General features: G+C 64.6%; 11 protein-coding genes. 3 read left to right on the forward strand and 8 right to left on the reverse strand.

Features of this window, described 5'->3' with window-relative positions:
- Nucleotides 1-29 precede the first annotated feature (29 nt).
- On the forward strand, nucleotides 30-773 hold the full coding sequence (locus tag D3260_RS07435; protein ID WP_199671405.1) for a triose-phosphate isomerase family protein: 744 nt from the start codon (nucleotides 30-32) through the stop codon (nucleotides 771-773).
- A 139-nt stretch (nucleotides 774-912) separates the two neighbouring features.
- Here D3260_RS07435 and D3260_RS07440 read toward each other — a convergent pair whose 3' ends face one another.
- The gene (locus D3260_RS07440; RefSeq protein WP_120098070.1) at nucleotides 913-1,752 is read right to left on the reverse strand and encodes an alpha/beta fold hydrolase; all 840 of its coding nucleotides are present in this window, start codon (nucleotides 1,750-1,752) and stop codon (nucleotides 913-915) included.
- Between the two features lie 294 nt (nucleotides 1,753-2,046).
- Here D3260_RS07440 and D3260_RS07445 point away from each other — a divergent pair, with 294 nt between their 5' ends.
- Entirely contained in the window at nucleotides 2,047-2,952 is a 906-nt protein-coding gene (locus D3260_RS07445; protein WP_120097957.1) for a LysR family transcriptional regulator, read from the forward strand.
- Nucleotides 2,953-2,987: 35 nt separating this feature from the next.
- On the opposite strand, the gene D3260_RS07450 is transcribed toward D3260_RS07445, so the two are convergent.
- Complete coding sequence (locus D3260_RS07450) at nucleotides 2,988-3,884, reverse strand: LysR family transcriptional regulator (protein WP_120097958.1); 897 nt, start codon at nucleotides 3,882-3,884, stop codon at nucleotides 2,988-2,990.
- A 962-nt stretch (nucleotides 3,885-4,846) separates the two neighbouring features.
- Between D3260_RS07450 and D3260_RS07455 the strand changes: the two genes are divergently transcribed.
- Nucleotides 4,847-6,022, forward strand: coding sequence for an MFS transporter (locus D3260_RS07455; RefSeq protein WP_120097959.1), 1,176 nt, complete (start codon nucleotides 4,847-4,849; stop codon nucleotides 6,020-6,022).
- 87 nt (nucleotides 6,023-6,109) lie between these two features.
- Here D3260_RS07455 and D3260_RS07460 read toward each other — a convergent pair whose 3' ends face one another.
- The 6 genes from D3260_RS07460 to D3260_RS07485 form a co-directional block, all read right to left on the reverse strand.
- Nucleotides 6,110-7,009, reverse strand: a complete 900-nt coding sequence (locus D3260_RS07460; RefSeq protein ID WP_120097960.1) for a ribokinase — start codon at nucleotides 7,007-7,009, stop codon at nucleotides 6,110-6,112.
- Between the two features lie 105 nt (nucleotides 7,010-7,114).
- Nucleotides 7,115-7,903 carry an ATP-binding cassette domain-containing protein gene (locus tag D3260_RS07465; RefSeq protein ID WP_120097961.1) on the reverse strand — a complete coding sequence of 263 codons (789 nt, stop codon included), beginning with the start codon at nucleotides 7,901-7,903 and terminating at the stop codon, nucleotides 7,115-7,117.
- Nucleotides 7,900-8,862, reverse strand: coding sequence for an ABC transporter permease (locus D3260_RS07470; protein WP_120097962.1), 963 nt, complete (start codon nucleotides 8,860-8,862; stop codon nucleotides 7,900-7,902). The genes D3260_RS07465 and D3260_RS07470 overlap by 4 nt, the downstream gene beginning before the upstream one ends.
- A gap of 3 nt (nucleotides 8,863-8,865) precedes the next feature.
- Nucleotides 8,866-9,867, reverse strand: coding sequence for a substrate-binding domain-containing protein (locus D3260_RS07475; RefSeq protein ID WP_199671407.1), 1,002 nt, complete (start codon nucleotides 9,865-9,867; stop codon nucleotides 8,866-8,868).
- 368 nt (nucleotides 9,868-10,235) lie between these two features.
- Nucleotides 10,236-10,982, reverse strand: coding sequence for a DUF429 domain-containing protein (locus D3260_RS07480; RefSeq protein ID WP_120097964.1), 747 nt, complete (start codon nucleotides 10,980-10,982; stop codon nucleotides 10,236-10,238).
- A gap of 388 nt (nucleotides 10,983-11,370) precedes the next feature.
- On the reverse strand, nucleotides 11,371-12,483 hold the full coding sequence (locus D3260_RS07485; protein WP_120097965.1) for a phytase: 1,113 nt from the start codon (nucleotides 12,481-12,483) through the stop codon (nucleotides 11,371-11,373).
- Between the last annotated feature and the right edge of the window lie 16 nt (nucleotides 12,484-12,499).

The raw sequence follows: 12,499 nt of genomic DNA on the forward strand, positions 1-12,499 counted from the left end.
GGCGCCCGTTTTCATCGTTGGAGACCCGGGTGCTCATCGGCGTATCGTTCAAGCTCTATCTCGACCGGCCCCAGACCCGCGACTGGTGCGCGGCGGCGGCCGAAATCGCGAAACGCCACCCGGCCGTAACAGACGGCGACGTCGATCTCGTCATCTTCCCCACGCTACCGGCGATGAATCCGGCGATGACGGCCTGTGCGGGCACACGTTGCGCCTTTGGCGCCCAGGACCTGTTTTGGGCCGATCGCGGGGCTTACACCGGGGCGGTCTCCGGGGCCGATCTGGCCGACATGGGCCTGGCCTACGCCGAGATCGGCCATGCCGAGCGACGTCGCTTCTTCGGCGAAAACGATGCCGTGATCGCCGCCAAAGTGGCGGCCGCCGTACGCAATGGGCTGACCCCATGGCTGTGCATCGGCGAACCGGAGGCAGGCGATGTCGAGGCCGCCGCGGCCTTCTGTATCAAGCAGCTCGCGGCGTCGTTGTCCGAACTGGCAACCCCGACGCCGCTGGTCGTGGCCTACGAGCCGGTTTGGGCGATCGGCCAGTCCGAGGCGGCCAGTGCCGCGCACGTGGCCGGTGTGGCCCGGGCGCTCAAGGACTGGCTGGCCAGCGCCGGTTATCGCGAGGCGCCGGTGGTTTACGGCGGCAGTGCGGCGCCGGGCACACTCACCGATATCGGCCCGGCGATCGATGGCCTGTTCCTCGGCCGGTTCGCCCATGACGTCGCGGCCTTCGAGCAGATCATCGACGAAGCCGCCGGGCAGCGCTGATCGGGCGGCCCGTGGCACGTTCCCGAAATCGTCGCGGCCGTGGGTTGGGCCGCAAATCACGTCCGGCGGCGTTGCGAGCCTTGCCGGACACGCTGCGGTCTCTCGACGAAAAGGCGCTCGAACGACACATCAACACGCCCTAGCCGAGAAACTCGCGAATCGCGGCCGCGATCTCGTCGGCGTGTGTTTCCAGGGCAAAGTGGCCGGTATCGAAGAACCGGACCTCGGCTTCGGGGACATCCCGCTTGAATGCATCGGCGCCGGGCGGCCGGAAGAATGGATCGTTCTGTCCCCAGACCGCGAGCACACGCGGCTGGTACGTTCTGAAATAATCCTGGAAGGCTGGATACAGCGCGATGTTGTGGCGATAGTCGCCGAACAGATCGAGCTGGACATCGGCCATGCCGTCGCGTTCCAGATAATGCATGTCCAGCGTGTAACCGTCCGGCGAGACGCGCTCGGGCGCGGGCACGCCGTGGGTGTATTGCCAGATCGTGGTGGCCTCGGTCAGCAGTGTGCGCAAGGCCTCGCGGTTGGTCTGCGATGGGTCCTGCCAATAGGCACGCACCGGATGCCAGCTATCACCCAGGCCGTCCTCGTAGGCATTGCCGTTCTGGCTGATGATGGCCGTGACGCGTTCGGGATGATCGAGTGCCAGTCGAAACCCGGTCGGGGCGCCGAAATCGAAGACATAGACGGCGAACCGGTCGAAGCCGACCTGCTCGGTGAAGGCCGCCATCGAGGCCGCCAATGCGGCGAAGCGGTTTTCTTTCGGGAAATCCGATCGACCGAAGCCCGGCAGATCGGGGGCGATCAGATGATAGCGATCGGCCAGCTTCGGAATCAGGTCCCGAAACATATGGCTCGATGTCGGAAAGCCGTGCAGTAACAAAAGCTTCGGGGCGCCGGGTGTGCCGGCTTCACGATAAAAGATGTCAATGCCGTCGATATGGCGGGTGCGATGTCGAATATCGGTCATGGTGATCTCGCGGGGGCGGTTGATGGGGCTTTGCATGTTCGGATCGTTCGAGCCTTTAGAGGTGGCGCGATGCCGGGGCAGGCAGCTCGGAACGCGCGGCGATCTCCGGTGTTCCGGGCGTCTGTCATGCCGGGGCGAGGAGGCGCTGTCCCGAAATCCGTAAACCAGGCATCGCGTTTCCTTGCCGGCGCGATGGGCGCGCCGTCATGGGTGATGGCGACTGACGATACGGTCTTTCGGTTTATCGGATAACCGGGCAATATCGGGAAATACCATCCCGATTATCGGAAAGGCATGGATCGGCTGAGGGCGATGTCGCTGCTGATCGCGGTTGCCGAAGCGGGCAATCTCTCGGCCGCGGCAAGACGACTTGGCATGCCCTTGTCGACCGTGCATCGCCAGATCGGCGATCTGGAGACTCATCTGGGCAGTCGCCTGCTCAATCGCACGACGCGGCATACCGAGCTGACCGAGGCGGGGGCGGCCTATGTCGCGGCGTGTCGGCGCATCCTGGAACAGGTCGATGATGCCGAACGGGCTGTGCGCGGCGAATATGCAGCGCCGCGCGGGTCGCTGGTCATGACCGCGCCGATCGTCTTCGGGCGCGTGCATGTCGTACCGCTGATCACCGATTTCATGAGGGTCTACCCGGAGATCGATATCCGGTTGATGCTGGTCGACCGTCTCGTGCACTTGATGGACGAACACGTCGATATCGCGCTCCGAATCGGCGCGCTGGCCGATAGTGCCATGGTTGCCGTGCCCGTCGGGCGAATCGGCCGCGTCTGCTGTGCCAGCCCGACCTATCTGGCGGCCTCCGGTCGCCCCGGCCATCCACGCGACCTTGCGGAGCATCAGTGCATCGCGATGGGGGCCCCGAATGAGCGCCACGCGTGGGGGTTCAACGACGCGGGGCAGGGCGTGACCGAGGCCATCGCGCCCCGCCTGACAATCACGACCGCTGAAGGCGTGATCGCCGCCGCCGAACAGGGCAGTGGTATCGCCCGGGTGCTGTCTTATCAGATCGCCGACGCCGTCGCGGCCCGGCGGCTGGAAACGGTCCTCGAATCCTTCGAGCCGCCGACCTGGCCTGCCAGCCTGATACACACGGGCCAGACGCCGATACCCCAGAAAACCCGTGCATTGATCGATTTTCTCAAGCCGCGGCTGCGTGAGCGATTGCGTGCCAGTCCAACGTGATGACGGGGCCGATCGGCCAAGGACAGCAAGACGGCCTACGAATGGGGTTGCTTGAGCCGATCAATGACCAAACGCAGTGCCGAGCTGACGCGGCGCCGATCCGGGTAGAACAGGTGGTACCCCTCGAACGGCGGACACCAGTCGGTCAACACGCGCCAGAGCGCGCCGCTTTCGATAGCGTCGATCACTTCCGGTTCGGTGACAAAGGCAATACCGTGCCCGGCCCGGGCGGCTTCGATGCAGATATCGCCCTCGCTGAATATGAACGGGCCGGAAACCGGTTTGACGATTTCCTCGCCGGCGTTTTCAAACTCCCAGGCATAGGTCGTCGCGTGCGGATGAAACCGCAACGCCAGGCAATCATGCGCGTCCAGATCAGACGGGTGCTCGGGGAGGCCGCGAGCTCGAAAATAATCGGGCGTTGCGACGGCGGCCATCCGTAGCGGTGGTCCAACGGGTACGGCAATCATATCCGGACCGACGAATTCGCCGAGCCGGATACCGGCATCGAAACGCTCCTCGGCCAGATTCGAGAGCCTGGCATCCACATTCAGCTCGATCTGTATGTCGGGATAATCGCGCACGACCTGGGATAACACAGGCATCAATACGGTACGCGCGGCCGCTTTACTGGCGGTCAGTCGGACACGGCCGCGCGGTGCATCGCCGAGCGCTCGGAGCTCTTCGATACGGGACTCGATCCGGGCGAGGCCCGGCTGAAGGGTTGCCAACAGCTTGTCGCCCGCGTCGGTGAGGCTGACCCGCCTGGAAGTTCGGTTGAGCAGTTTGAGTCCGACTGACGTCTCCAGTCGCCGGATCGTATGGCTGACGGCCGACTGCGAAATGCCGAGCCGGACGGCCGTCCGCGTGAAGTTCATCTCCTCGGCGACTGCGGCAAACACAGCCAGGTCGCCCCAATCATCGCGTTGCATCGTCGATCTCCGTCTCGCGCCGCGTGAAGCCCAGGGCCTGTTGATGTTTCGTGAGAGTCCGCGTCAAGCGCTGTTCTGCGGCAAGACGAGGCGTAGCAGGCATAGCGTGTCATTCTGCCGTAGCGAGCGACAACGCCGGATTGCGGAAAAATGACCGCCGTCCTGTCGGGTTGCGCCCAAAAACCGGCCATGCGGCGTTGCACGGCTTGACCTTGGCATGACCAAGGTCGGCGCCATGCGCCTTGCCTGGCCGGTTTTTGGGCGGCAACGCGGTCACGTGCGAAGTGTTATTAATCCGGCACCAAAACAGCTGACGACGTCAGCTGTTTTCAACGCCATCGAAAAATAAATGCCGGCACCTGTCCGTCTCTTTATTTTCAATGGCTTCACGGCCGTTGGCCGTGGCGCGCGTGCTTTCGCACACGCGCGTTATCAACCCGAAAAATCATCTATTTTTATGCCGGGTTAATAACAGACCCTAGCTGACGACAAGACGCCGTTCGCCAATCCAGGCATGATTTTCATTCATGGATGTCATCAGAATAGGCGGCTTGCTCGAGTTTTTCGTGTCTCTAGAATGCGCGTATTGAATCAATCGGTGCGACCTGACGACGCGCCACGGCGCGGAGCCGGCCTGCGACGGCGGGTTAGACCGGTCGATGGGTCGTCCAAGCGTGCCGTGTTCGCCCACAAAGGTTTTCCAGAAGGTGCGAATCGGCGATCGCGGCGCCCCGATCCAGACCGGCCATGCTGCCGGGCGACTCGCGGCGATGGCTCTTGGGCGGCCCACGCGTCGCGCCGGCGCCCGGGAATCGACAACACGATGGCAATACCGTGCTCCCGCACACCAGCGCAGAACCACAGCGTGGTGTAGGCGCTGCCTCATCCTGGCGTGAAACACAGGGCTTGGCGCGGACTCGGACGACGTATCACCCGACCTCGAGACGACAAGGCAAAACCGCATGACATCATCACGATCGACGGCCTGGGGCGCCGTGTTTTCCATGACGCTCTGTGTCGCGATGCTGATCGCGTCCGAGTTCATGCCGGTCAGCCTTCTGACACCGATCGCTCACGGGCTCGATGCCACCGAAGGTCAGGCGGGGCAGGCCATTTCGATCAGCGGCTTCTTCGCGGTCGCGGCGAGCCTGCTGATCACCACCGTGGTGGGCCGACTCAACCGGAAATGGGTGCTCGTCGCGCTGACCGGCTGCATGCTGGTCTCGCTGGTTCTGATCGCCATCGCGCCTGATTTCATCGTGTTGATGATCGCGCGGGCGTTGCTCGGCATCTGTATTGGCGGCTTCTGGGCTCTCGCCACGGCCGTCATCATGCGGCTCGCGCCGCCGGACAAGGTTTCGAGCGCGCTGGCAACCATGTATACCGGCCAGGCTGTTGCGGCTGCCTTTGCTGCGCCCATTGGCAGCTATCTCGGCGGGCTGATCGGTTGGCGCGGTGTGTTCTGGGCCCTGGTGCCGCTGGTGGCCATCAATCTGGTCTGGCAGCTAATCAGCCTGCCGTCGCTACCCTCGCACAGTCGCCAGACCATGTCGGCCCTGCTCGGTGTCCTCAAACGTCCGTATTTCACGCGGGGTATCGCGGCCGTGATCTTCACTTTCGCGGGCGCGTTTTCGATGTTCACCTATCTGCGCCCGTTCCTGGAACATGTCACGGATGTGGACGTGACGGTATTGTCGGTGCTGTTTCTGGTGCTGGGCTGCGCCGGTTTCATCGGCACCTGGTTCGGCGGGCGACTGGCCAACGGTCATGTCATCCGGCTATTGCAGCTCTTGCCGACCGTCATGGGCCTGGTGACGCTCGCACTGCTGGGTTTCGGCCAGAGTGTGCTGGTCGCCGCTCTGCTGCTGGCGGTCTGGGGGGCCATGAATACTGCCATGTCGGTCGGCTGGATGGCCTGGATCTCGCAGAACATGGATGACGTGCCGGAGTCGGCCGGCAGCCTTATCGTGGCTGCCATTCAGAGCGCGATCCTTATCGGTGCCGCGCTCGGCGGCACGCTGCTCGACCATTTCGGCATCACGGCAACGTTTGTGGGCAGCGCCGTTCTATCGGCTCTCGCCTTGCTGTTGATCGGTTCCGGCCAGAAGATGCTGAAACCCGAAAGCCGAGGCCGCTGATCCCTGAAATCGCGCGACAGCGGTTTGACCGCTGGTTCGTCGGGGTGTCCCCGTCGGCGATGCCGTGCTGTGCTATGGCTCGATTGCCTATGGCAAGACAGCATCCAGCGCCGCTTGCACCGGCATGCCGGCCCGGGCGCCGGCTGCGCCTACTGACAGCCCGCCGGCCGTCACCGCCCGGCGTACGGCCTCGGCCACGGGCCGCTCTTCGGCCCGAGCCGCGGCGAACACGCCGGCAAAGGTATCGCCGGCACCGGTGGTGTCGACCACGGCCACGGATGTTGCCGGGACGCGGCCTGTCTCGCCGCTCGTCGTATGCCAGAGCGCACCGTTGCCGCCCAGGGTGACGACCACGCCCACGTCGTAGCGTTGCGACAGTCTGGCGGCCAGTGCCGCGGCAGCATCGATATCATCCGGCTCGTCGGTGTCGCCGATCATCGCGGCTTCGCCGGCATTGACCATCAGCCAGTCGAGCGCCTCGGTGGCATAGGTGGCGAGCGGAACGGCCGGGGCGGCATTGAGGATGGTCTCGGCACCGGCGGCGCGGCCGGCCGTCAGCGTGGCGTTGACGAAGGTGGCCGGCGTTTCAAGCTGCGTGAGCACGACACGCGCGTCGGTGAACAGGGTCGTATCGTCGATGGTCTCGAGCGTGGCATTGGCGCCGGGCACGACGACGATGCAGTTCTCGCCGGCGTCGTCGACGTTGATCAGAGCGATGCCGCTGGCCCCGGAGACAGTGGCAAGGCCGCGTGTGTCGATATGCTCGCGGTCGAGCGTCTCGCGGATGCGGGTGCCGAAGTCGTCGCTGCCAACGGCGCCGATGAAGCGAACGTCGCCGCCGACGCGGGCGGCAGCCACGGCCTGATTGGCTCCCTTGCCACCGTCGTGGACGGCGTAATCCGACGCCGTCAGCGTTTCCCCGGGCGCTGGATGATGAGACACGCGGGCGACAAGATCGATATTGGCGCTGCCGGCGACGATGATCATGCGATTCGCCCGAGCGGCGATGGATGACAGAAGAAAGAAGAGCAAACGAACATCAACGAGCGGCCTTTCTGAACGAAGCGGATGAGCTGACTTTCGGGTATTCGATCACAGACGGTCGCCTCGCGCAGCCGGATCGCTGCCGTTCGCACCGGTGATCGCTGCGACGATCCGCTCGCGAGTGATATCGGCGGTCCGCCAGTGGCCCACGGTCCGGCCGCGTCGCATGATCCATACGGTGTCGGCCACACGCATGACCTGTTCCAGATCGTGGCTGATGATCAGCTGGGCAATGTTGTCGGCCCTCAGCCGCGCGATGAGCTGCTCGACGGCGTCCCGTTCGCGCACGCCGAGTGCGGCGGTCGGTTCGTCCATGATCACGAGCGTCGAGCCCCAGCTGGCTGCCCGGCCGATGGCGATCGATTGCCGCTGGCCGCCGGACAACCGCCGCACGCGAGACCGAACCGGGGGCATGTTGACCAGCAGCCGTTCCAGATGGGCCTGGCTCTGGGCGATCATCCGACGCCGGTCGAGCAATCGCAGTGGCCCGAGGCCACGCTTGAGCTCCCGGTTTAAAAACATGTTCTGCCAGACCGTCAGGTCCTCGACGAGTGCAAGATCCTGATAGACCGTTTCGATGCCGCGGCTGCGGGCCTCGGTGGGCGAGGACAGACGCATCGGCTGTCCGTTGAAGTGCACGTCGCCGTCGTCGAAGGGCTGGACGCCGGTCAGGCAACGGATGAGGGTCGATTTACCGGCCCCGTTGTCCCCGACGAGTGCGGTCACCTGGCCGCGCATGCAGCTCAGATCGGCACCCGACAATGCCTGCACGGCGCCAAACGATTTCGTCAGCCCCCGGACTTCGAGGACCGGGCCGGGATACGTGGCCGCACTCATTGCTGGAACCGACTGAGCACCGCGGCGGCGATCACCACGATGCCGACGGCGATCGGCTGGTAGAACGACGACACCTGCAACAGGGTGAAACCGTTGAGCAGGGTGGTCAGCACGAGCGCGCCGGCGACCGTACCGAGCATGGAGGCACGGCCCCCGAACAGGCTCGAGCCGCCGAGCACCACGGCGGCGATGGAACTGAGGAGCTCGTCCGTGGCGATCGCCGGATCGGCGCCCCCGGTGCGGGCGACCAGCAAGACCGCGGCGACGCCGACAAGCGCTCCGTTGATGGCATAGACCGCGATGCGCATGGCGCCCACAGCGATCCCCATGTTGCGCGCCGCATCGCGATTGCCGCCCGTGGCCAGCACGTGCGTGCCGAACGCGGTGTAGCGAAAAATGATGTGGGCGGCCAGAACCACGACGAGCGCGATCAGATAGAAATAGCGGACCGGCCCGAGCGAGCCGAGCGCCAGCGTCTGCAGAAAGGGGCTGAACACCGAGAATGACTGGCCGTTCGAGGCGATCAGGGCGACGCCGCTCATTACGCCCAGCATGCCTAGCGTAGCGATGAAGTCGTTGACCTTCAGTCGTGCGATGATCAGCCCGTTGATCACGCCGACCGCCGCACCCGCGGCGATCGCTGCGCCGATTGCCGCTGCCGTACCCCAGCCGGCGTTGTAGGTCAGCCCGAACACGACCGCCGACCACGGCAGGTTCGCGGCAATCGACAGATCGATTCCGGCGGCCACGATCGTGAACTGCTGGGCGCTGGCCAGCACGATCAGGATCGAGGCCGAGACGAGCAGTGCCGTGATGTTTCCCCAGGTCAGGAAATAGGGCGAGAGCAGGGAGAAAGCGGCCCCGATCAGCACGAGGCCGATCAAGGCCGCGTTGTCACCCCAGAACGTCGGGTCACGCAGACGATCGCCGAAGCGGTTGGCAAGAGCGGTCGAGGCCATGGATTACGGGGTGCCGAACGGGTCTTTGAAATCGAAGAACGGTTTCGGGAAAGCCTTGAGCGCGGCCGCCGCGTTGTCCGAGGTGATCAGTTTGATCGGCGAGGTGATATCGTCCGGCACCGGCTTGCCCTGCACCAGCTTCAGACAGGCCTGAACGGCCATCTGGCCTTCGGCATAGGGATACTGCGAGATCGTGGCGTCCAGCGTGCCGTTCTTGACCGCCTTGATGGCCTCGGTCACGCCGTCGACGCTCACGACCGTGACCTTGCCTTTCTTGCCGGCGTTGAGCACGGCGCGGGCGGCCCCGAGCCCCATCAAGTCGTTCGCCGCGAAGATGCCGGTAATGTCCGGGTGGGCACGCAGCATGGCCTCGGTCTTCGTCAGCGCCTTGTTGCGTTGATAATCGGCCGGCGTGGCCTGGACGATATCGAGCTTGCCCTTGACCGTATTACGAAAGGCGGTCTCACGGTTGATGCCGTTCTGTTCGCCGGGAATGCCTTCCAGAATCGCGACCTGGCCCTTGCCATCGAGCGCATCGAGCATGTGACGGGCGGCGATCCGGCCGGCCTCGCGGTTATCGGAGCCGATGAACGCGGCGAGCTTGAGCCCGGATTGCTTGACGGCCTTTTCGTCCAGCGCGGTATCCAGATTGATGATTGGCGTCCCGCGACGGGAAATGGGCAGAAGCGGTGTGATGACGTTCGTGCCGTTGACCGGGACCACGCCGTAGCAATTGAACGGCTGGTTGGCCATGGTCGAGATCTTGTTGTTCTGACCGACCGTGTCCGTTTCGTTGCTGCCGGCCTGAACGGTCACCGGCACGCCGAGTTTCTTGCCCTCGGCAATGGCACCGTCGCGCAGCGCCTGCCAGTACGGGTTGGAGAAATCGCGTACGACGATGGCGATGTTGGCCTTGTCTGGTGCCGCGCTGGCCGCGCCGGCGGCCAGTACGCCGACCAGGCTCGTTGCCATCGCAAGTGAGCGAAGCAGTGTGGATGGTTTCACGGTGTCTCCTCGTTGGCGCTTGTTTTATTAACCCGGCCTAAAAATAGATGATTTTTCGGGTTGATAACGCGCGTGTGCGAAAGCACGCGCGCCACGGCCAACGGCCGTGAAGCCATTGAAAATAAAAAGACGGACAAGTGCCGGCTTTTATTTTTCGATGGCGTTGAAAACAGCTGACGTCGTCAGCTGTTTTGGTGCCGGATTAATATTTATCGCGCGTCATCGCACGGCCAGCTGGAACCGGCCGCTGCGGCGTGCGTGACGTCATTCGAGCATGCGCCGCGCGCCGGGTCTGTTAGCTATTGGATTGAGCCAGGTCGTGGGCGAGCGATCTGCGACCCGGGACCGCAGGGCAGCCTCGATGCACGTCAGATACAGATTCGCATCGGCAGGCCGATCGCATCGCAGGGCGGCGGGTCCGTCGGCAGCGTGACATGGCGGCCCGCGGCGATGCGTTCGGCACAATGGAGCGCGGCATAGGCATCGGCGATATCGTCATCGGCGACACGTGTGGCCGCATGCGCCTGACGGGCCTGCTCAAACGCCTGGCGGCCGTAGTCGCGAAAGATCAGTCGTAGCCGATCATGGGCGCCCAGGCCGGATTTCTTCCGATGGGCCATGGGTTGCAGATCGTCCGGGGTGCCGCTTTGCCAGCAGGCGAATGCCAGCTCCGGATGAATCTCGTGGACGATCTCGCGCAGCGCGGGTCGCTCGGTGAGCGCCTGTTCGACTTCCCGGATCTTGGGAAACAGGTTGAACGCCTGGGCCGAAACCCGGCCGGCCCCGCGAGCGGCGTTCAGATCGCTGGCGTGATGCTGGGCCGCGCGTGGGGACATGCCCTCGGTATCGGCGTGCACGGCGTCACGGGTCGCGGTCCAGAAGATGCTCGATCCCCGCGTGCCGCCGAGGCTTTGTCGGGCGCGAACATCGCATTCACGGCGGCCGTGGCTGGCCAGCCCGATCGGCATGTCGATGGCCACGACCGGGATGTCGTGTTCGGCGCCGAGTTCATCCAGCAGCGCGAGTAGATCACGCCGTACGACGACGGTGTCGCGTCTCGCGGCCACCCAACCGGCCGGGCAGCCGTCGATACCGATGCAAGTGTTGTCGAGCATCGGGCCAGCCTAAGGAACCTCTGATCTATTCATCCACGGTCGCGTTTGAGTCGCAAAAGGCCACGATACAAGGCGCATGGCGCCGCGTCATAGCCACTCTATGATCCAGCCATGCAACGCCGTAGCGCGGCCTTTTGGGACAAACCGCTTGGCGGCCGGGCTTTTGCGCGCGCCTGAGCGGCGTTGCCGCTCGCTCATTTGCATTCAGCAAACGGCGCTCGCGGCGTCTTGTCAGACGCGCGCAAAAGACACCGGCGCGACCGTAGATGAATAGATCAGAGGTTCCCTAAACGATGACAGGGCCGACCGATGCCCCGCGTTCGGGCTGGATGGATCTTCAGGCCAGACGGCACGGGCCCCATGTCTCGGCCGCCGACGTGTCACCCGCTCACGCCGCGTCTTGGCTGCCGGCCTGGGTCGAGGCATCGTCGCGACAGGCCGCGGGGCCCAGTTGTCGCGAGATCGTGCCCAGGTCGAAGGCAGCGACGTTGCCGTCGTCGTTGACCGTGAACAAGGCACCGTCGGGAAAATGCGGCATGGCCGTCTGGGTGAGGCCGATGCCATCGGTGTTGCGCACGGCCGGGCTTTCGAAGGCGCCGCGATAGGTCAGATCGTTGCGGTCGAACACATAGAACCGATTGCGTGCATCGCCCTGATCGGTGGTGATCCAGTAGCCCGCCTCGTGGCCGCAGTTCACGCGGGCGATGCCTTCCGGGTCCTGCTGGAAACGGCCTTGCCCGATGGTCTGTCCGGTGAATTTCCCGGCCAGGTCGAATATCTTGATATCGCGTTGCGATGCGCCCTCGTCGGAGACGAGCAGGCGGTCGTGGGCGGGATCGCCGGCGATCGATTCGACCTTGCGCAGGACGCCGTCGCCCCGGGTCGGTCCGGCGGCATGCTGCCAGTGCGCGGCGATCGTATCGCCGTCGCGGGCGATACGGTAGGTCTGCAGACGATGATCGAGCGCGGCATCGGCCGGGCGGCTATCGTCGGCGTTGATGTAATCGTCCGTGATCACGACCTGGCGCTGGCCGTCGGCGTTGGCTGGCCCGATCCAGATGCCGTAGGGGCGTACGAGATGATCGGCGCCGAACTGGCCGATGGGCTGGAGCGAGGGCAGGGCCAGTACGCTCACGCGGGCATGGTCGCGTTCGACCACGAAGGCCATGTCGTCGGCCACGGCGATACCATTGGGTCGTGCCAGGTCCACGCCGTCGCCGCGACCGACGCTGGCGATCGGGGCACCATTGTCGGCGTCGTAGACACGGACTTCGTTGGTCGATTTGGCCGTGGCCAGCAGCCAGTGGCGCCCGTGGCCGTCGTGCCAGGCGGCCACGGAATCGATGTTGGCCGGTTCGTCGCGCAGCGTCATGTAACGCGGCACCAGCTGGGTGGGCGTTGTTTCATCGGCGGCGTCGGCCGTTGCTTGTGCTGTGGCCGGGCCGGCGCCGAGCAGCGCAAGCCCTGTGAGCAGGCCGGATAGCATGGTCGTGTGGCGCATTGGAATTCTCCCTGTC

This window comes from Salinisphaera sp. Q1T1-3 (assembly GCF_003602005.1).
Taxonomy (GTDB): Bacteria; Pseudomonadota; Gammaproteobacteria; order Nevskiales; family Salinisphaeraceae; genus Salinisphaera.

Coding starts and splice junctions, on each gene's coding strand:
- D3260_RS07455 (WP_120097959.1), top strand. CDS start 4,847: ATGACATCATCACGATCGACGGCCTGGGGCGCCGTGTTTTCCATGACG.
- D3260_RS07440 (WP_120098070.1), bottom strand. CDS start 1,752: ATGACCGATATTCGACATCGCACCCGCCATATCGACGGCATTGACATC.
- D3260_RS07460 (WP_120097960.1), bottom strand. CDS start 7,009: ATGATCATCGTCGCCGGCAGCGCCAATATCGATCTTGTCGCCCGCGTG.
- D3260_RS07465 (WP_120097961.1), bottom strand. CDS start 7,903: ATGAGTGCGGCCACGTATCCCGGCCCGGTCCTCGAAGTCCGGGGGCTG.
- D3260_RS07470 (WP_120097962.1), bottom strand. CDS start 8,862: ATGGCCTCGACCGCTCTTGCCAACCGCTTCGGCGATCGTCTGCGTGAC.
- D3260_RS07450 (WP_120097958.1), bottom strand. CDS start 3,884: ATGCAACGCGATGATTGGGGCGACCTGGCTGTGTTTGCCGCAGTCGCC.
- D3260_RS07480 (WP_120097964.1), bottom strand. CDS start 10,982: ATGCTCGACAACACTTGCATCGGTATCGACGGCTGCCCGGCCGGTTGG.
- D3260_RS07445 (WP_120097957.1), top strand. CDS start 2,047: ATGGATCGGCTGAGGGCGATGTCGCTGCTGATCGCGGTTGCCGAAGCG.
- D3260_RS07485 (WP_120097965.1), bottom strand. CDS start 12,483: ATGCGCCACACGACCATGCTATCCGGCCTGCTCACAGGGCTTGCGCTG.